13 protein-coding genes are annotated in these 19,958 nt (G+C 68.6%); 6 read left to right on the top strand and 7 right to left on the bottom strand.

Translation table 11 applies throughout. From position 1 onward, the window contains the following. Window positions 1–14: 14 nt before the first annotated feature. Both ACODR1_RS11240 and ACODR1_RS11245 read right to left on the bottom strand, forming a co-directional pair. Entirely contained in the window at window positions 15–2,204 is a 2,190-nt protein-coding gene (locus ACODR1_RS11240; protein ID WP_488880516.1) for a TonB-dependent receptor, read from the bottom strand. A 320-nt stretch (window positions 2,205–2,524) separates the two neighbouring features. After that, a complete protein-coding gene (locus tag ACODR1_RS11245) occupies window positions 2,525–3,544 on the bottom strand; it encodes a LacI family DNA-binding transcriptional regulator (RefSeq protein ID WP_488880517.1) in 1,020 nt (339 codons plus the stop codon). 403 nt (window positions 3,545–3,947) lie between these two features. Here ACODR1_RS11245 and ACODR1_RS11250 point away from each other — a divergent pair, with 403 nt between their 5' ends. Both ACODR1_RS11250 and ACODR1_RS11255 read left to right on the top strand, forming a co-directional pair. Then, window positions 3,948–4,682: a response regulator gene (locus ACODR1_RS11250; RefSeq protein WP_488880518.1), complete on the top strand. Its 735-nt coding sequence runs from the start codon at window positions 3,948–3,950 to the stop codon at window positions 4,680–4,682. Next, the gene (locus ACODR1_RS11255; protein WP_488880519.1) at window positions 4,679–6,712 is read left to right on the top strand and encodes an ATP-binding protein; all 2,034 of its coding nucleotides are present in this window, start codon (window positions 4,679–4,681) and stop codon (window positions 6,710–6,712) included. Before ACODR1_RS11250 ends, ACODR1_RS11255 begins: the two co-directional genes overlap by 4 nt. Window positions 6,713–6,830: 118 nt before the next feature. Here the strand turns inward: ACODR1_RS11255 and ACODR1_RS11260 are convergent, their stop codons facing one another. Further along, the gene (locus ACODR1_RS11260; protein ID WP_488880520.1) at window positions 6,831–9,593 is read right to left on the bottom strand and encodes an exo-rhamnogalacturonan lyase family protein; all 2,763 of its coding nucleotides are present in this window, start codon (window positions 9,591–9,593) and stop codon (window positions 6,831–6,833) included. Between the two features lie 114 nt (window positions 9,594–9,707). Beyond that, window positions 9,708–10,853, bottom strand: coding sequence for a pyridoxal phosphate-dependent aminotransferase (locus tag ACODR1_RS11265; RefSeq protein WP_488880521.1), 1,146 nt, complete (start codon window positions 10,851–10,853; stop codon window positions 9,708–9,710). 91 nt (window positions 10,854–10,944) lie between these two features. On the opposite strand from ACODR1_RS11265, the gene ybaK reads away from it, so the two are divergent. Continuing rightward, window positions 10,945–11,418: a Cys-tRNA(Pro) deacylase gene (ybaK, locus tag ACODR1_RS11270; RefSeq protein WP_477031457.1), complete on the top strand. Its 474-nt coding sequence runs from the start codon at window positions 10,945–10,947 to the stop codon at window positions 11,416–11,418. On the opposite strand, the gene ACODR1_RS11275 is transcribed toward ybaK, so the two are convergent. The 3 genes from ACODR1_RS11275 to ACODR1_RS11285 all read right to left on the bottom strand — a co-directional run bounded on the left by ACODR1_RS11275 (window position 11,415) and on the right by ACODR1_RS11285 (window position 14,859). Further along, entirely contained in the window at window positions 11,415–12,086 is a 672-nt protein-coding gene (locus tag ACODR1_RS11275; RefSeq protein WP_488880522.1) for a hypothetical protein, read from the bottom strand. The two genes, ybaK and ACODR1_RS11275, sit on opposite strands and share 4 nt — an antisense overlap. A 67-nt stretch (window positions 12,087–12,153) precedes the next feature. Further along, window positions 12,154–13,203 (bottom strand): tRNA dihydrouridine(20/20a) synthase DusA, encoded by a 1,050-nt coding sequence (gene dusA / locus ACODR1_RS11280; protein ID WP_488880523.1) that lies wholly within the window; start codon window positions 13,201–13,203, stop codon window positions 12,154–12,156. 240 nt (window positions 13,204–13,443) lie between these two features. After that, on the bottom strand, window positions 13,444–14,859 hold the full coding sequence (locus ACODR1_RS11285) for an ATP-binding protein (RefSeq protein ID WP_488880524.1): 1,416 nt from the start codon (window positions 14,857–14,859) through the stop codon (window positions 13,444–13,446). A 298-nt stretch (window positions 14,860–15,157) separates the two neighbouring features. On the opposite strand from ACODR1_RS11285, the gene ACODR1_RS11290 reads away from it, so the two are divergent. The 3 genes from ACODR1_RS11290 to ACODR1_RS11300 all read left to right on the top strand — a co-directional run bounded on the left by ACODR1_RS11290 (window position 15,158) and on the right by ACODR1_RS11300 (window position 19,942). Beyond that, window positions 15,158–18,226, top strand: a complete 3,069-nt coding sequence (locus tag ACODR1_RS11290; RefSeq protein ID WP_488880525.1) for a TonB-dependent receptor — start codon at window positions 15,158–15,160, stop codon at window positions 18,224–18,226. 64 nt (window positions 18,227–18,290) lie between these two features. Further along, a complete protein-coding gene (locus ACODR1_RS11295; RefSeq protein ID WP_488880526.1) occupies window positions 18,291–18,875 on the top strand; it encodes an RNA polymerase sigma factor in 585 nt (194 codons plus the stop codon). Next, window positions 18,872–19,942 (top strand): FecR family protein, encoded by a 1,071-nt coding sequence (locus tag ACODR1_RS11300; protein ID WP_488880527.1) that lies wholly within the window; start codon window positions 18,872–18,874, stop codon window positions 19,940–19,942. Before ACODR1_RS11295 ends, ACODR1_RS11300 begins: the two co-directional genes overlap by 4 nt. Window positions 19,943–19,958: the final 16 nt, after the last annotated feature.

Here is a 19,958-nt window from a genome sequence, read left to right on the forward strand (position 1 = left end):
GGGGAGTGAGGTGGTTAGAAAGTCACGCCGAGGCGCAGGCCGTAGGTGCGCGGCGGGGCGTAGAATTCGCCGGCTCCGTTGGTGGCCAGGCCCGTGGTCGAGTTCGGCGCCGAGGCGGTGCGCACGTCGTCGTCCTCGAGGTTGCGGACATAGCCCTGCAGGGTCCAGCGATCGTCGGGGCTGGCGTAGGTCAGGCTGACGTCCGTCTTGGTGAAGGCGCCTTCCTTGTTCTCGGCGAAGCCGTGGTACTCGAGGTTCTTGCTGGTCTCGTAGTGGGTCTGGATCCGGCCCGTCAGGGTGCCGCCAAAGCTTGGTTCCCAGATGTGCTGGTAGCCGAGGTTGAAGGTCCACTCGGGCGTGCGGGCCATGCGGCAGCCGGAGAAGTCGGTCGAGCGCGGAGCCGCCGCTGCGTAATTGGCCGTGTAGCAGGCCGCCACCGTGGCGTTGGCGTTGTTGTTCGAGAACGAGTCCCCGCGCGGCAGCACGAAATCGGTGTATTCGGCGTGCAGCCAGCCCAGGGAGGCGTCGATCCGGTCATGCTCGGTGAGCGCCAGGTTGGTCTCGAATTCCAGGCCGTAGATCTTGGCCTTGTCGGCGTTGAGGGTGACCGTGGCGTCCTGGCCGCCGATGGTGCCCAGGGCGCTGACCTGGAAGTCGCGGTAGTCGTAGAGGAACGCCGTGGCGTTCACCTGCAGGCGGTTGTCGAGGAAACGGTTCTTCACGCCGGCCTCGTAGGAGGTGATCTTCTCCGGCGCGTAGACGTTGTCGGCGATGCCGTCGTAGTAGCCGCCCGCCTTGTAGCCGGTGGCGACGTTGGCGTAGATCATCGAGGTCGAGGTCAGGTCGAAGTCGGCGCCGATCTTCCAGTTGGTGGCGTCCCACTTGGCGTCGGCAACGTTGGCCACCACCGTCGAGACGATCGCGCCCGCTGAGTTGGTCAGGTAGGTGCCGCCCACCCGGCCCTTCTTGTCCTCGGTGTAGCGCAGGCCGCCGGTGACGCGGAACCGGTCGGTGACCTCGTAGGTCGTCTGGCCGAACACGGCGATGCTCTCGGCGGTGATCTCGGGCTGGATGAACGACAGGTACGAGTTGTTCGCCAGGAAGACGCGGAAGTCGACGTTGTTGTCTTCGGTGAAGCGATAGAGGCCGACCACCCACTTCAGCTTGCCGGTGTCGCCGCCCAAGCGCAGTTCGTGCGACCAGGTGTAGTCCTTGCCCAGGAAGTAGTTCGGCGCGCCGGTGCTGGCGTTCTCCCCGGTGCGGTCGAGCTTGGAGAAGTTGTAGCCGACCAGATAGGTCAGGTTGGCGAAGCCCAGGTCCCAGTTGGCCTCGGCGCCGGTGCTGAAGAAGCGGTTGTTGCGATAGAGGTTAGTCGAGCAGTAGCAGGACCACGGGTCGCCGGTGACGCGCGTAGTGCCGTAGGTGCCGTCGCCGCCGCCCGCGCCGCCTTGGTGCAGGTAGTCGGCGTTGAGGATCAGCGAGAAGTTGTCGCTGGGCTTCCACAGCACGCGCACACGGGCCGACTTGTCGTCCTGGTCGTAGCGGTCGTTGCCGCCGGTGCCCGGCCCCTGGTTGATGGCGTTGACGTAGCCGTCGTGGCGGCTCTGCTGGAACGAGGCGCGCACGGCCAGGGTGTCGCCGATCGGCACGTTGATCAGGCCCGAGGTGGTGACGGCGTTGTAGTTGCCGACCTCGATCGAACCCGCGCCCTCGTACTCGCCCAGCACCGGCTTCTTGGTGATGACGTTGATGGCGCCGGCGGTGGCGTTGCGGCCGTAGAGCGTGCCCTGCGGGCCGCGCAGCACTTCGACCCGGTCGATGTCGTAGAACAGCGCGCCGACCGAGGTGGAGCGGGCTTGGTAGATGCCGTCGATGTGGTAGGCGACGGCCGGGTCGCCGACCTCGGTGGTGTTGGTGCTGCCGATGCCGCGCAGGAAGACCTGGGCCGCGCCCGAGCCGCTGGAGGTGATCTGCAGGGCCGGAACCTGGCTGGCCAGGTCGACCACGGTCTTGACCCCTTGGGATTCCAGCTTGTCGCCAGTAACGGCCGAGACGGTCAGCGGCGTCTTCTGCAGGTTCTCGCTGCGCCGCTGGGCGGTGATGACCACCTCGTCCAGCGCCACCGGAGCGTCCTGGGCGAAGGCGACGGGCGCGTTGAAGCACACGACCGCCAGGGCGGCCGACGTAAAGAGCACGGTGCGCATGTAGTTCCCCTTTCCTGCGCGGACCGGAAGGCGGCGCTGACGCGTCGCTCCAGCCAGGATCCCGGCGCCGCAGCGGACGTCGGGCGATGTTTCCTCCACCCCTTGTCCCGGGGTTTGAGCTCCGTTCCGTCTCGGAATGTCCCGACGACGACAACGTTGTCGTAGATTGACACCACGATACGACAACGTTGTCTATGCCGTTTTCAAAAGACACCGCTGTCTAGGTTTTTCACCCAAAATCAGCAGTTAAGTTGGGTCAAATTGCTGAAAATAGGCGCCAATAGAAGCACAAGCAACCTCAACCCGTCCGCGAGTTACCGCTAGCGCGAGGTCGAGGATCCGCGCTCGACGATGTGGTAGTCGAGCTGCCGAGCCGCCGTCCGGCTGCGGAAGCGGGGGTCGCCGAATCCTTCGATCAGCATCTCGGTCGCCGCCTCGGCCATCTCGGCGATCGGCTGGTGCACCGTGGTCAGGCCCGGCCAGGACGACTCCGCGAGCGGACCGTCGTCGAAGCCGACCACCGACAGGTCGCCCGGCACGGAGAGCCCGCGCTTGGAGGCGGCCGACAGCACGCCCATGGCCATGGAGTCGTTGGCCGCGAAGATCGCGGTCGGCGGTTCCGGCAAGCCCAGCAGCCGGTCGCCGGCCTCAAGACCCGACAGCGGCATGAAGTCGCCGGGCGCGATCCATTCGGGCCTCACCCGTTGGCCCCGTTCGGCCATGGCGGTCATGTAGCCTTCGCGGCGGCGGCGGGCCGAGCCGTGGTCGGCCGGCCCGTCGATGAAGCCGATGCGGCGGTGGCCGAGATCCCAGAGCCTGGCCGTCATGTCGTGGGCCGCCTGCTGGTCGTCCATGAAGACGTAGGGCGAGCGGCCGAAGTCGCGGTCGGGCGCGACGCGCACGTAGGACAGACCCTGGGCCTCGATGATCGCCAGGATCTCCGGATCGTCGCAGACCGGCGGGGTCAGGACGAGACCGTCGAAGCGGCCGGCCTTCAGGGCCTGCGCCAGGCTCGGCCCCCTCGCCTGCCCCGGATCGTCGACCTGCTCGATGACCATGTGATAGCCGGCCCGGCGGCAGGCGCGCATGGCCCCGACCTGAACCTCGCCGACATAGTGATAGGCGCCGACGCGCATGAAGACGACGCCGATCAGGTAGCTGCGGCGGCTGGACAGCGAACGGGCCGAGACGTTGGGGCGATAGCCGAGCTTCTCGATCAGGTCCTCGACCCGCGCCCGCGTGGCCGGCCCCACGCCCTCCTCGCGATTGATGACGCGCGACACCGTCTTGATCGAGACGCCCGCCTGCTTGGCGATATCGACGATGGTGATGTCGCTCATGCGCTCCGCTCGGCCCTTCGCGCCCGGTGCTTCGCGCGACGCCCTGTGGTAGCGGCCCGCCCAAGTTCCCCGCAAGCCCGACACTGCGTATCGGCGGCCGCGCCGAACGATACAAGGCGGATACATAGCGACAAATTGCAGACGCGTTACACCGGCAAAGCTGATCCATGGGCCAGGATCCGCAACGATTCCGTACTTTTCGGCGATCATCGCCGGGTGTTCGAGTCGACAAGGCATGTCCGCGCCGCAACCATGGAGCGGAACCTTGAGCCCGCCTCCCGCGCCAGTCGCCCCACCAGGCGCTCCCCAGGCGCCGCCGCGACGTCATGACGCGCGCCGCCGCCCCCTCGTCCAGCCCGCGGCAGGGACGCGGGCGCCCTCGCCATGTCATAACCGGGAGCCGATGACCCCCGACGCCTCGATCACCGAGACCGCGACCGTCCTGCTCGTGGAGGACGACGACGTCCTGCGCCGCGAGATGGCCGCCTATCTGGGCGCGCAGGGCTATGCGGTGCGCCAGGCCGGGGCCGTCGAGGCCGCCCGCGAGATCCTGGAAGCCCACGCCGTCGACGTGGTCGTGCTGGACGTCAACCTGCCCGGCGAGGACGGCCTGTCGCTGTGTCGCCAGCTGGCGCGCCCCGACGGCCCGGCGATCCTGATGCTCAGCGCCATGGGCGAGGCCGTCGACCGGATCCTGGGCCTCGAGCTGGGCGCCGACGACTACGTGGTCAAGCCGATCCCGCCGCGCGAGCTGCTGGCCCGGGTCAAGGCCCTGATGCGCCGCCGCGCGGCCGCCGGGCCGCTAGGGCGCAATCCCAAGCGCAACATCTACGCCTTCGCCGGCTTTCGCCTGGACCTGTCGGCCCGCCAGCTGACCGCGCCGGGCGGCATGCTGCTGCTGCTGACGCGCGGCGAGCTGGCAATCCTGTCGCTGCTGCTCGACAACGCCCGCTCGGTGGTTTCGCGCGAGGATCTGCTGACCGTCATCCGCGGCGAGGCCGCCGAGACCGTCGGCCGCGGCGTCGACCTGCACATCAGCCGCCTGCGCCGCAAGATCGAGGCCCAGTGCGAACAGGAACTGATCAAGACCTATCGCGGCGTCGGCTACGTGCTGGACGCCAAGGTGGTGATCGAATGAAGCGCCTGATCGCCCAGCTGCGCCGCCCCGACGCGCCGATCGCCCTGCGCATCGTCTGCCTGCTGGTCGGCAGCCTGGTCGTCGCCCAGCTGGCGACCCTGGCCCTGACCCTGCTGCTGCCGCCCAAGCCGCCCGAACAGCACAGCCTGGCCGACATCGCCGCCGGCCTGAAGGGCGCGGCCATCGACACCGGTTCCAGCCGCCCCCTGGTGCGTACGGTCGAGGACGAGCCCCCGAGCCTGAACAGCCCCGGCTGGGTGGCCTCGGAGCGGTCGAGCGCCGATCTCGCCCGGCTGCTGAACGCCGATCCCGACGACGTGCGGCTGCTGTTCTACGCCCCGCCGCCGTTCGCCGGCGCAGGCGGCGCCCCGCGCCAGCGCGCCGAAGCCGTCCCCTCGCCCCTGACCTTCCTGTTCACCTCCTACGCCCAGGCCCAGCCGATGACCGGTCCCGGCGGGTTCCAGCGCCCGCCGATGCCGGGCATGCGCCCTTCGGTCGGCCCCGGCTCGGTCGGCTTTCCGATCACCGCCACGCCCAGCGTGCCGATGTCCGGCGGGACCTGGCGCCCGGGACGCGGGCCGTCGGGCACGACGCGGACCGACTACCGCCAGCCGGGCGGCGTGATCGGCGACGCCCGCACCGGCCGACCGAACCAAGCCTTTCAAGGCGCGCCAGGGCGCCCCGACGGCGCCATGGTCGGCCCGCCGCGCGTGATGCCACGCCTGCCGCAGCGGCTGTCGGCCGATCCGCTGTTCACCGCCCCGTTCCGCACCTCGAGCTTCGTGGCCGTCTCCGAGCCGCGCGAGCCGGTAGCCGCGCCGGCGCCGCCGCCCGCGCCCGAGCCGATGGTCACCCACGCGGTCGTCACGCCGCCGCCCCTGACGCCGCGCGCCAAGCCGGTGGTCGAGGCCGTGTCCGCCGCGCCGCGCCTGGCCGCGCCGGCGGCGCCGAAGACGGTCGTCGCGCAGGCCAAGCCCCAGCCGCAGGGCCGCGCCCTGCCCGCACCCGTCGCCCGCGGCCTCTTCGGCCTGGCTCCGGCGCCCTATATCGAGGGCGACTTCGTGGCCGCCGTGCGCGTGGCCGACGGCCGCTGGGTGACCCTTCAGCCCAAGCCCGAGGGCTTCCCCAACAGCTGGCAGCGCCGGGTGCTGCTCTGGTTCCTGGTCTCGTTCGCCATCGTCGGGCCGGTCGGCTACCTCTTCGCCCGCCGCCTGGTGGCCCCGCTGGCCGGCTTCGCCGACGCCGCCGAGGCCCTGGGCCGCGACCCGTCCTCGCCGGTGCTGGCCGCCCACGGCCCGGCCGAGATCGGCCGCGCCGCCCGCGCCTTCAACCAGATGCAGGCCCGCCTGACCCGGTTCATCAACGACCGCACGGCGATGATCGGGGCCATCTCGCACGACCTGCGCACGCCCCTGACCCGCATGCGCTTCCGCCTGGAGCGCGCCTCGCCCGCGCTACGCCGCGAGATCGGCCAGGACATCGACCAGATGGAGGCGATGATCAATTCGGTGCTGGCCTTCATGCGCGAGAGCGCCGAGGCCGGGGCCCGCCAGCATGTCGACCTGCGCTCGCTGATCGAATGCGTGGTCGACGACGCCGAGATCACCGGCGGCGACGTGGTGCTCGAGCCCGGAACCGCGCCGCAGGTCGAGATCGACGTGCTGGGCCTGCAGCGGGTGTTCACCAACCTCGTGGACAATGCGGTGAAGTACGGCGACAGCGCCCGGGTGCGCCTCTATGTCGACGGCGACGAGGCCGTGACCGAAATCCGCGACCGGGGCCCGGGCATGAGCGAGGACGAGCTGGGCCGGGTGTTCACGCCGTTCTACCGCAGCGTGGCGGCCCGCACCTCGACCAAGCAGGGCGTGGGCCTTGGCCTGGCCACCTCGCGCACCACCGTCCGCGCCCATGGCGGCGAGATCAGGCTGTCCAACACCGGCGAAGGCCTGATGGCCCAGGTCCGCCTGCCCCTGGCCGTCCAGCGCGGCGGCGCGCAGGAACCGCCGGCGATGCTCGAGGCGGCGGAGTAGCAGTCGCTGAAACTCCTCCATGGAGAAGATCGTCAGGCGCTGCGGCGGCTGAGAACGTCCCCCCTCCGGCCCTCCGGGCCACCTCCCCCAGAGGGGGAGGATCTGGATGGCCGCCTTCCTAGAACGTGTCCTTGCCCAGGTCCTGGCCGCGCTTGCCGGCGGCGGGCAGGTTGGCGCGGGCCTCTTCCAGGACGTCGCCGATCAGGGCGAGGTTCTGGATGGTGGCCAGGCCCCATTGCGAGGACGCGTTGGTCGAGATGCGCGGGATCTCCTCCATCGGCTCGATGACGGCTGGACCATCGACGCGGCGCTTGGTGGCGATCGTGCCGACGCCGAGGCCGGCGTCGCCGCTGAAGTATTCGCGCCAGGCCCGCTGGGCCAGGGCCGGATCCTTGCGGTGGAAAGCGGCGTAGGCGGTCAGGCGCGAATGGCCTTCCTTGAGGTTGCGGCCCTTGGCCGGCGCGCCGGTCTTGGCCCGGAACTCGGCGTCCGAGGCATTGTAGAACTGGCAGTAGTCGAGCCAGGCCTCGCGATAGCGCGGGTTGTCGATCAGCTGGAACAGCTCGGAATGGACCTCGACCGCGCCGAACACGGCGTTGAGGTGCGAGACGCTGACGGTCTCGCCCTTGCCCAGGAACTTGCCGGTCTTCAGGTCGAAGTCCGTGCCGCCGGCGAACCACTGCTGCTTCATGGCCGCGATGGTGTCCATGCCGGCCACGATGCGGTCGCGCCAGTGCTTGTCGCCGGTGCGCTCCCACTCGGTGAGCCAGGCGGCGGCGAAGGCGCTCCAGCTGGTGCCGAAGCCCATGTCGACCACGCCCGGCGGCCGCGAGGGCTGGGCGCCCGGCAGCTTGCGGCCGATGTCGACGCGGGTCAGGCTCTCGTCGGAGTCGATCAGGGCGTGCATCAGGTCGCCCACCCGCTCGTCGGCGGTCAGGTAGTAGTAGTAGCGGCGATAGGCGGCGTTGGAGACGCGCGGCTGCTTGGAGCTGTCGGCCCAGTGCTGGACGCCATGCCGCGTACCCAGGCCCCGATAGGGGCCGATGTGACAAACGTCGACCTCGCCGGTGTGGCGGGTCATGGCCTCGGCCAGGCGGAAGACGTCGGCGCGGCCCGAGCGCACGAACGACAGCCACAGCCACAGGTCCGGCGACAGCTCGGAATTGGCCCAGGCGAAGCCGCCGATGTCGTAGCGCCAGACGTGACGGTCGCTGTCATAGGTGTGCATGACGTCGCCGTGGTTCCAGAAGCCGTACCAGCGGTGCTGCTCGACATCGAGCATGTAGAAGGCCAGCAGGCCGTCGTTCTGGTCTTCCAGCGCCCGGCGGGTCGGGGTGGAGCGATCAACGAGGCTCCAGTCGCCGAACACCTGCGCCGCCTTCAGGCGGGCGGGCGTGGCGACCAGGCGCGGCGTCTGCCGCAGGCGGGCGGCCATGGCCGCGAAATCGGGGCGCGACGGCGTCGAGGGCAGAGCCCAGAGGGTGATCTCGTTGGTGCGGGCGATACCCAGCGGGCGGCCCCAGTTCTTTTCGTAGTCCTCGTAGGTGATCTCCAGGCCTTCGCGCTCGGCCGGGTGATCGTTCATGCCCAGGCCGTCGTGATAGAAGCGCAGGTCCATGGCCGCGGCGTCCGGCGACCACAGCCAGACGGTGAACTCGGCCGCATCGGTATGGGCGTTGCGGATATCCAGGCGCGTGGGGCAACGCTTCCAGAAGTCGGTCATGGCGAAGGCGACGCCGCCGCTGGCCCCGCCGATGTAGCCCAGGCCCGTGGCCCGGCCGCTGGTGATGGCGTCGATCCAGCCGTGGCCCGGCTTGGTGCGCTTCTTGATCGAGAAGCCGTCGGAATTGGGCTGGCTGAGCGTGAAGTCGCCCCAGGCCGGGATCAGGTCCAGGCGCTTGGAGACGGTCGGGGCCATGCCCTCCAGCCCCGGCGTCTTCTGGCCGGCGACCTGGGCGTCGCGCCAGGCCTTGCCCGGATCGCGACGCAGGCCGGTGAGCGGACGGATCCCCTCGCCCCAGACGCCGTCGTTCTCGCCGGCGAAGCGCACGTGGCGATCGTACAGCGGGTCGGTCATCGGCGTCTGGCCGACGAGGCCCAGGCCGCGGATAAAGTCGCGGTTCTCGTCGCCGTCGAAGACGAAGCTGTGCATGATCCGCAGCGAGCGGCTGCCGGCATAGACGTAGAGGCGCAGAGTGAAGGGCAGCCATGCGCGACCCGCGCCCCGGTGCTTGCCTTCCAGCTTCACGACCGCGCGCACCGGCCCCTTCTGCTCGACGACCAGGCTTTCGATCTCGCCCTCGAAGCGGGTCTCGGCGACCGGGCCGCTCTCGAAGTCGGGCTTGTCCTGGGTCAGGGCCACGAGGCGTACGTTGCGGACGGTCTCGCGGCCGGCCACCGTGGCGCGGGCGATGATGTCGGCGCCCTTGCGCGGGATGGTCCAGGACTGCTCGCCACTGATGATCTCGACCGCGTCGGCGGTCTCGCGCACAGAAACGGCGGCGGCGGGCGCGGCGGACTTGCCGGCGACGATCTTGAGAGTCTCGGCACGGCCGGCGTCGGCCGGAATGGCGTGGCCGGTCCACTTCAGCGAACCGTCGGGCCAGTAGGCCAGCGGCCAGGTCTGGACCGGCACGGCCTCGCCATTGGCGCTCGTGATGGCGAAGGTCGCCTTGGCCTTCTGGGCGCCGCGCGGCCAGGGCAGGCCGAAGGTCTGGCCCTCGTGGGCCGCGGGCGGCGCGCCGTCCAGCCAGCGCACGCCCTCGGCGTCGAGGTTGGCGGGCGCCTTGGGCGCGGCCTGGGCGGCTTGAACGGCGATCGGGGCGACCGCGCCGGCCAGGGCGGCGGTGCGCAGGAAATCGCGACGGTTGAAAGGATCCATGGCGGTGCGCCCTCCCGTACCGGGGCGGTCGAGACGCCGCGCGAGCAGCCGTCGCCACCCTTTCATCACCGGAACGGGTGCAGCTTTATTCTCACATAATGGATAGTCAACGCATTATCTGGAATTTCGCGACTGAGCCGCAAACCACGGTTGAATGCGATCGAGCGCTTCACGCACCTCTTGTGTCGAGACCGCGAAACTGAAGCGGATGAAGTGGCGACCTTCGACCGGATCGAAATCCAGGCCGGGCGCGGTGGCCACGCCGGTCTCGCGCAGCAGCCGCTCGCAGAAGGCCAGGCTGTCGTCCGTCAGATGGCCGATATCGGCCCAGATGTAGAACGCGCCGTCGGGCGGGGCGATCGCGGTCAGGCCCAGCGACGGCAGGGCGTCGAGCAGCAGCTGGCGATTGGCGCGATAGACGGCGACATGGCCTTCCAGCTCCTCGCGCGCGTCCATGGCGGCAAGGCCGGCGTGCTGGCTGAGCGAGGGCGCGGTCAGGAACAGGTTGCCGACGAAGGCGCGGGCGCGGCTGACGAGATCGGCCGGCGCGACCAGCCAGCCAAGCCGCCAGCCGACCATGCTGAAATACTTGGAGAAGCTGTTGACGATCAGGGCCGTCGGCTCGAACTCCAGCATCGAGTGCGTCGGACCGACATAGGACAGGCCGTGATAGATCTCGTCGGAGACGATGCGGATCCCGCGCTCGCGGCAGACGTCCGCGATGGCCTTCAGCTCTTCTGGCGGAATGATCGTTCCGGTCGGATTGGCCGGGCTGGCGATGATGACGCCGGCCGGGGCCGGCTCGAGGGCTGCCAGGGCGTCGGCGGTCAGCTGGTAGCGGCTCTCGGGGCCGCAGGCGATCTCGACCGGCGTAAGGTGCAGGGCTTTCAGACTGTTGCGATAGGCGACGTAGCCTGGCCGAGCCAAGGCGATGCGGTCGCCGGGCGTGAAGGCGCTGGAAAGGGCCAGCACCAGGGCCGGCGAGGCGCCGCAGGTCAGGATCACCTGCTCGGCCTCGATGGCGACGCCGTAGGCCTCCTGGTAGTGGCGGGCGATGCGGGCCTTCAGCGCCGGACTTTCCCAATAGCCCATGCCGTCGCTGTCGAGCACCTGATGGGCGCGGGCGATGGCGGGCGCGGGCGCGCCGGTCGAGGGCTGGCCGAATTCCATGTGGATGACCCGCGCCCCCTCCCCCTTCAGCTGGTGCGCCAGGCGGCTGATACCGATGGCGTGGAAGGGTTCGATCTCGGCTCGGGTCATCGTGAGGCGGTCCGTCGGAAAACTGCGAGCGACTGCTAGACCTGTTCTGGGCTTTGCGCCATCAACCGGCGCGCAGTCGAGGGGAAGTCAGATGTCCAAGAGCACGCCCGCCACCCTGGCGCTCACCAAGGCCGGCGTCGCCTTCGAGGTGGCGACCTACGACTATGATCCCAATGCCGAGCGCGTGGGGTTGCAGGCCGCCGAGGCGCTGGGCGTGGATCCCGGCCAGGTGCTCAAGACCCTGATGGCCCAGGTCGACGGCAAGCCGGTCTGCGTGATCGTGCCGTCCGACCGCGAAGTGAGCATGAAGAAGCTGGCGGCGGCCTTCGGCGGCAAGGCGGCGGCCATGATGAAACCGGCCGACGCCGAGCGCCTGACCGGCTTCAAGGTGGGCGGCGTCAGCCCCTTCGGCCAGCGCAAGAAGGTTCCGACCGCCATCGAGGACGAGGCCTTCGTGCTGGACCGCGTCTACATCAACGGCGGCCAGCGGGGCTTGCAGGTGCTGCTGGCCCCGGCCGACGCCATGGCGGCGGCCGGAGCGATCCGGGCGGCGCTTGTGGCCTAGAACCTGTAAGTCACCCCGACCTGCGCCACCGGGAAATACTTGAAGTCCTTGGCGTCGTCGCGAACCTCGGCCTCTTCCTCTCGCAGGCGCTGCTGGAAGGTCGGATCGTTCGACAGCGTGCCGCCCGAGGCGGTCAGGTCGACCTTCGGGCTGTCGCTGAACGACACGCCGGCCATGGCGCGGAAGCCCCAGGCGCCGTCGCGGGTGAAGGTGTTGTCCCAGCCCAGGCCGACGAACGGCTGGGCGTCCGACAGTTCGACGTCGCCGGTGATCGTGCCGATCTGCTGGGGCGTGAAGGTGACGCCGCCGATCTGCGTGTCGCGGGTGGGGGTGCCGGCCAGGTTCAGCTTGCGCTTGCCGAAGTAGCTGCCGCCCGAGACGAAGAAGCCGCCCTGCATCGGGTGCCAGTCGAGAAACACCCCGGCGGTCTTGGACTTGATCTTGCCCTTGTAGGCGACGTCGCCATAGGTCTCGTCGTGGTCGAAGTCGAGCCAGTCGCCGCCGCCGCGGACCACCAGGCTGTCGTTCAGGCGAAACTGGGCTTCGACGCCGAGGCCGGGCGTACCGACATTGGCGCCGACCGCGAAGTTGCCGCCGTCCTGGGCGTGAGCGCCGGCTGCCGCGAGCAGAGCCACGCCCGCCGTCGCCGCGAAAATCCGCATCTTCATTTCAGGAAATCCCTTGAAGTCTTCTTCGGGCGGCAAACCCGCAGAACACCGCAAGAGTTCCCACGGCTCAGCCTGCGGCGGACTCCACGGTTCTCTGCTCGCGCTCCTCGACGGCCCGGCGGACGGCCTGCAGGGCCTTGTCGACGACCTCGATCCCGGCCCCCTCGCCCACGCCCTCGACGGTGAGGATCCGCCGCCAGGCGCGCGCGCCCGGCAGGCCGTGGAACAGGCCCAGCATATGACGGGTGATCCCGGCCAGACGCCAGCCCTCGGCCAGGCTGCGCTCGATGTAGGGGCGATAGCGCTCGACGGCCTCGAAGGGCGTGATGTCGGGCACGTCGAGGCCGAACACCCGGCGATCCACTGCGCCCAGCAGGCCCGCCTCGTGATAGGCCGCGCGGCCCAGCATCACGCCATCGACGTGCTGCAGGTGCTCCAGCGCCGCGTCGACGCCCGGCACACCGCCGTTGATCGAGATGGTCAGGTCAGGCCGCTCGCGCTTCAACCGATAGACCAGCGGATAGTCCAGCGGCGGGACGTCACGATTTTCCTTCGGCGAAAGGCCCTGCAGCCAGGCCTTGCGGGCATGGACGATGAAGGTCGAGACGCCAGCGGCCGCGCACTTGTCCACGAGCGTGAACAGCGCCTCTTCCGGATCCTGGTCGTCGACACCGATGCGGCATTTGACCGTCACTGGAACCTTCACGACGGCGGCCATGGCGGCCATGCAGTCGGCGACGAGGTCGGGCTCGCGCATCAGGCAGGCGCCGAACTTGCCGCTCTGCACGCGGTCGGACGGGCAGCCGACGTTCAGATTGATCTCGTCATAGCCATAGTCCTCGCCGATCCGCGCGGCGGCGGCCAGGTCAGCGGGCTCCGAGCCCCCCAACTGCAGCGCCACCGGATGTTGGCCGGCGTCATAGCCCAGCAACCGCTCGCGATCGCCGTGCAGCACTGCGCCGGTGGTGACCATCTCGGAATAGAGCAGCGAGCGCGACGACAGTACGCGGTGCAGCGACCGACAGTGGCGATCGCTCCAGTCCATCATCGGGGCGACGGAGAACCTGTGCGGCTGGAGTTGCTGATCTTCCTGATTGGTTTCAACCTGTTGGATCATTCAGATACCCGTCGATTGCACACGCCGATACGCGCCCTTTTCGCCATTCCACGACCGCTGCCCGCACACATGGCGCACACGAAAATGGCCATTCCGACCAAGCTGCCCGCGGGAGCCTGGAAAGCCCAGGTCCGCCGGAAGGGCCGCTATATAGGCGAGACGTTCGCCAAGCGCGAGGACGCGCGGCGATGGGCCACGGCCGCACCGGCGTTGACAAGGCCTCCGGCTCACAAGGAGGCTTCAACGGCTTTGGTGATCGCCCTGCTCCAGATCATGAGCATATCGCTGGCGGACCCACTGGTCCTCGCCGCTCTCGGCGAGCTTGCGCATGGCGTAGGCGCGTGTCGTGTCGAGCAAGCGGTAGGCGATGACGCCGCCGGCCGGTTCGGCAGCCACCAGCGACTTGTCGACAAGGCTGGCCAGGGCCTCGATGGGACTGGTCAGCTCACAGCCCGTCTCGGCGATCCGACATGCCGATCTCAGCGTAAAGGCGGCGGGAAACACCGACAGCCGGCGAAGGACCGCACGCTCTTCCTCGGATAGGAGATTGTAGCTCCAGTCGATCGCCGCGGTCATGGTCTGGTGCCGATCCGGCCAGGAGCGCAGCCCGCCGAGTTGCCGAAAACGCCCGTCCAGCAAACCCAGGAGCTCACGGACCCCGAACACGCTGACGCTGTTGGCCGCCAGCTCGATCGCCAGAGCCAGGCCGTCCAGGCGCTGGCAGATCTCGGCCACGATAGGCGCATCCTCGTCCTCGACCTGGAAGGCGCGGTTCCTGGCGGCGGCGCGCTCGATGAAGAGCTGCGTGGCGGGAAAGGCCAGAAGCGCCCCGGCCTGAAGGCTCGGCGCGATGGGCGGCGCATCGAGCGGCGACAGGCGATAGACCCGCTCGCCGTTGATCCGCAAAGGCTCGCGGCTGGTGGCCAGGATCCGCACCTGCGGAGCCTCCGCGAGAAGCTGCTGCACGCACGACGCCACCGCCTCGATCAGGTGTTCGCAGTTGTCGAGAACCAGAAGCAGCTTGCGTTCATGCAGGCGTTCCAGCAGATCGGCGTGGACGGTCGGGCCTTGGCCCGAAAGGCCGATCGCCCTGGCGATCGCACCATACACCAGGGCCGGCTCGTCGATGCTCGCCAGGTCCACGAACCATGCGCCGTCGTCGACCTGCCCCGCAAAACCTTCGGCGACCGCCACGGCTACGGTCGTCTTGCCGATGCCGCCAGCGCCGACGATCGACAGCAACCGATCGGCTTCCAGGCCCTTCTGGATCTGAGCGATGTCGCCGGCGCGCCCGACGATGCCGACGGTCGCGGCAGGCAAGTTGTTCTGGTTGCCGGCGGGGCGTCCCTCGGCGGCGGCGCGCGGCGCCCGCCCCGTCCGGACCGGCGCGACAAAGCGATAGCCTCGACCGATCACCGTGGCGATATACTGCAGGCTTCCGGCCTTCTCGCCGAGCGCGCGGCGCAGCGCGGCGATGTTGACCTTCAGATTGGCTTCTTCGACCGCCAGGCCAGGCCACCCTCGCTCGAGCAATTCGCTCTTGGAGAGAACGACGCCGGGCTGCTCCACCAGCGCCGTAAGGAGGTCGAACGCTCGGCCGCCGAGCGCCACGGGGATCTGATCCTCGACAAGCATCTGCTGTTCGGGATTGAGCACGAAGGGACCGAAGGCGAACGACCTCGACTGGTCAAACTGGGTCGTCATCAGAAGGCCTCCGATCCGGGTTCGAGACGCTGCCGGCGCTTCCGACCTCGTCGACCCACACCCGGCCTGCACGAAAAGTAATCGGGGCCAGCGCGCTGATGGTCGGAGACGCAGGGCGTCCGAAAACCCGTAAGAAGTCGGCGCGTTTTACATCTCTTTACCAAGGGGCCCTCGCCGAACGCGATAAGCACCAAGCGCGGGAACCTGCCAGGTCGTCCCGCAGAGCTGTCAACTCTGACGTGGCAAGGCCTTGATATCTCGGAAGCACCTTGTCTCGAGCCTTGCCTTCGCTACGGCGCTAAGCCTGGCGTCGAACGCAGGCGCCCGAGGCCTGCTCGGCGGCGCCAGGATCGTCCTCAAGGAAGGTCGCCTGGCCGACGCCCTGAGAGATCTTTCGGTTCGCAGCGGTTCGGACCTGCTGTTTGCGCCAGACGTCGTGGGCGAACTTCGAAACAGACGCGTCGCCGGCGGCCTCAAGGTCGAGCCGATCCTGTCTCGCCTGCTGGAGGGCACCGGCCTCAACTATCGTCGGGTCGGAGATGGAACCTACATCGTCTATCGGCCCGAGCGGGAACAGCCCACGGCGCTGCCCGAGGTCCTGGTCATCGGCAGGAAGGCCCAGAACGCCGACATCCGCCGCACACAGAACGACATACAGGGCTATCGCGTCGCCACCTCGGAGGATATCCGCAGCTCGCACGTCGACAACCTCGACCAGTTCTTGCGGAGCCGCGTGTCGAACAACGCCGAGCGCTTCGGCCCGGCAAGCGATCCGCGAGAGGGATACGCCAGCAACCGATCGGAAATGAATTTCCATGGGTTGGGTCCAAACCAGACCCTGGTCCTGATCGACGGGACCCGCATGCCCAGCACGCTTTCCCAATTCTTCGCTCTGGAACTCAATCAGCCTGACGTGAACGGCCTGCCATTGCTGGCGATCGACCGGATCGAGACCCTGACGGGGACGGCTGGCGGGATCTACGGCCCAGGCGCCACGGGCGGCGTCGTCAATGTGATCCTCAAGCGCGACTATCGCGGCGCCGAGATCAGCACAGCCTACGGCGTGACAGATCGAGGCGACGGGCGTCGGCGACGGGTCGACGGCAGGCTCGGATTCACCCCGGACGACGGCGCCACCGACATCATGATCAACGTCTCGCGCGCCGAGAGCGACGGACTGCGTTTTGGCGATCGCGACTTCGTCCAACGCGCGCGGCTGGCGGACATCGCCCAGAACCCCGCCGGCCTGCGCTACACGTTCGCCGATGGCGTCATCGTCAGCAGCCTCTACGGCGAGAACCTGAAACTCAGCCCTGCCCTCGGCGGCGCCTCGCTCGGCTCGACGTTCACCTATCTGCCGCTTGGCGTCGGCGCAGGCGACGGATCCATCCTGCTTGCGAATGCGGGCAAGGTTCCAGACGCTCTTTCGCCCGACGGAAACGGCGTGCTTCGCAGCCTTACCAGTTCCACGACCGTAACTTCGCTGCTGTTCAACGCGCGCCATCGTTTCGGCCAGCATGTCGAAGCGGTCGTCGACTTCATCGGCTGGGAAAACGAAGGCCGCTCGGTCTCAGGGTTCAATATCACCGGTTGGCAGACCGGATGGCCCGCGGTGATGAAGCGGCAGGCCGGACGGCCGGTGACGGATGCGTTCCCGTTCGCCCAGCCCGTCGAGGTCGTCTTCCCGTTCCCGGGTATGGAGGCTTATGCGCGCAATCGCATGCGCACGCTGCGGGTCTCCGCCAAAGTCATCTTCGATCTGCCCGCCTCGTGGCGGGGAGAAGCCAACTACAGCATCGGCGAAACCCGCAACCGCTTCAGGGAGGAGGGTTTTGCCTTCGATCAGAATTTTCCCCTGTCGATGTTCCTGATGCAGCCGGGCGCCAACGGAGAACCTACGCCCGAGCCCCTCGGCTCCTGGGCCGATTTCGTCGCCACGATCCAGGCCTACAAGATCCCCAACACGGTGCTCTTCGAGCGGAAACTGAGGCTGGGCGACTTCGCGGTCAGGCTTGGCGGCCCGGTGCTGCGGCGCGCGGCCGGCGACGTGGCCCTGTCGCTTTCCGCTGAACGACGCGTCGAGAAGGCCAGCCTCACCCCTTGGGACGAAAACGGCTCGCTGAACACGCCGGAGGGCGTGGATCACTCGTTTTCGATCACGACGACGTCTCTCTATGGCGAGCTTCGCGCGCCGGTCCTGTCGCGAGCCTCGTCGGCCCCTCTGCTTCGCGGCCTGGAGCTGCAACTGGCCGCTCGCTACGACGCCAATCAGGCCGACATTCCATCGACGTCCTTCCTGGGGCCGCGCAGCCAATACAACAAGGCCGGCACGGTCTACACCGCCGGCCTGCGCGTCTTCCCTCTGGACTCCCTGCTCCTGCGGGCCAGCATCGCCACCGGCGTGTCGCCTCCAACCCCGGAACAGATGTCGCAGGGCCGCACCACCCTGCCGGCCTACCAGCTGACCGACCCTGCTCGCGGCGGACAACTGGTCGCCCTGAACAATCAGGTTGTTCTTCTTCAACGCGGATCGACGGACCTCCGCCCGGAGCGGGCGCAAACCGTCGCGCTCGGCGTCGTCTACAATCCCGACGAAGGACCCGGGCCGCGCTTTTCTCTGGACTACACCCGGACGCGGAAACGAGGAGAGATCAGCAACGTCGGAGCCGCCTTCGTGGTGGCCAACGAGACGCTGTATCCCGGCCGCATCGTGCGCGCCGCCTTGACGCCCGCGGACATCGCCGCCGGCTATTCGGCCGGCGCTATCACCCAGATCGACGCGACCTACATGAACGTCGGGCGGACCAATGTGGACGCGTTCGACCTGCATCTGGACGAGCTTTTCCGGCTGAGGCGCGATAGCGCCCTTCGTCTTTTCGCCGCTGTGACCTGGACGCCGCGCCTGACCCGTCAGGTCGCGCCAGACAGGCCCGTGGTGGACTACGTCGCCACCAACGACGGACCGTTGGAATGGCGCGCAGCCGCCGGCGCGGTATGGGAACGTGGCGATTTCTCGATGCGATTGGACGCTCAGTATTACGGCCCATACGTTGCGGCCGAGGCGTCCTCGGTAAGCCTGAGAAGCGCCGCCAACCTGTCGACGCGTCGTGTCCCGGCGCAGGTCTACCTGGATGCGGAGGCGGCCTGGCGGCTGCGCCTGGCCAGATGGCGGCCAGATGTCCGGGACGTCGAGATCAGGTTCGGGATCCAGAACCTTCTCGACCATGATCCGCCGGTCGACACCTCGGACTTCGGCTACAGCCTTTATGGCGACCCGCGCGGTCGCCGGTTCGAACTCAGCGCCACAGCCCGCTTCTGAGGCGAGATTATTTTACGGGTTTTCGCAGGGCTTGCGTCACGGGTGGGATCAAGGGACGCCACCCATGTTCGCCATACCCGACGGAGCCCTGGTTTTTGACGATGATCGGGCTAGCGACAAGCCAATGTCGGACGGGCATGCACAATCGACTTCGATCCATCTGGTCGCGCGGCAGTTTCGCGACGCCAGGGGCAAGCTCCTGGGCTGGATCCGGCGGCGCGTCCCTGACCCGAGCGAAGCCGAGGACCTCCTGCAGGACACTTTCCTGCGCGTCACCCAGCGCGAGGCGCCCGAGGGGGTCGTTCATTTCGAAGGCTACCTCTATCGCACCGCCGAGAGCGTCCTGGCCGATCGCTACAGACGGCGCCGCGTTCGGCGCGCGGATGCTCATATCGCCCTCGAACCCGAAATCCACCGCGCCGAAGACGCCGACGCGCTGCGCGCCTTGCTCGCCAGGGAGCGGCTTCGCGCCGTCTCGGCAAGCCTGATGACGCTCCCGGAACGAACCCGCGCCGTGTTCGTCCTGCGCCGCCTGGAAGGCCTGCGCTACGGCGAGATCGCGGTGCGCCTGAAGGTTTCGCTGAGCACCGTCGAAAAGGAGATGGCCCGCGCCATCGACCACCTGATGCTTGAGGAGGATGAAGCATGAGCGCTGATCTGCCCTCCCCCCAAGCCCTGGACGAACTTGGGCCGAAAGCGGCCGCGGCATTGTGGCTGGCGCGCCTGCAACACGACCCCTCACCCGAAGACGACGCCGCGTTCGCGCTATGGCTGGCCAAGAGCGACGCCAATCGCCTGGCCTGGGATCGCGCGCGCGACCTCTGGGACGTGTTCGAGGACCCGCAGACCGACGAACTGCTCTCTGACCTACGCAGGGACGCCCTATCCCTTCGCGCTCGACGCACGCCCTCGCCGGCCCCTTGGTATCTCGCCGCGGCTTCGATCGCCGCGGTCGTCGTCGGCGGCGTGCTGTTCTCGGGCTTGGGCGGCCAGCCCTCGCCTCGCCCGTCGACGCATGTGGCCAGCGTCAACGCACGCGACCTCACCCGGTTCGGCCAGAACGACTACGAGACCGCAGCCGGTCAGCGGCTGGATGTGAGATTGGAAGACGGTACGCGCCTGGCGCTTTCACCAGGCAGCGCCGTGGATATCGGCTATGCAGACGGCCAGCGGCTCGTCCGCATGACGCGCGGCGAGGTATTGTTCGACGTCAGGCATGACGAGGCCCATCCCTTCAGGGTGGCGGCCGGCGAGCGGGTGGTGTCGGACCTGGGCACGCGCTTCAACATCCAGGTCCAGGCCGGCGAGACGCGTGTCCGCCTCGACGAAGGCTCCCTCGGCGTCACGGTCGGCGACGACCCTCGCGTCGTCACCGGCGCCCCGAGGATTCTGGTGCCAGGCCAGGAACTGATCGCTCGCCGTGGGCAGGTCGACGAGGTGGTCCAGGCGGGGACGGCGCCGGCCGAGGCGGAGCACAAGGTGATCCAGTTCGACAACGTGACCCTGGCGCAGGCCGTGGCGCAGATGAACCTGCACGCCGACAAGAAGCTCGTGGTGCTCGACCCGAAGGTGGCGGCTCTGCGCGTCAGCGGCGCGTTCCGAACCGACGATCCGGCCCGGTTCGCCACGACCCTGACCACGCTCTATCCTGTTCGGCTGGTTCCCTTGCCGGACGGCCGGATCGAGATCGCGCCGCGGGGCAAGACCAAGCGTTAGTCGCCATCTTCCGCCG

The sequence above is a fragment of the Caulobacter sp. FG7 genome (assembly GCF_057808875.1).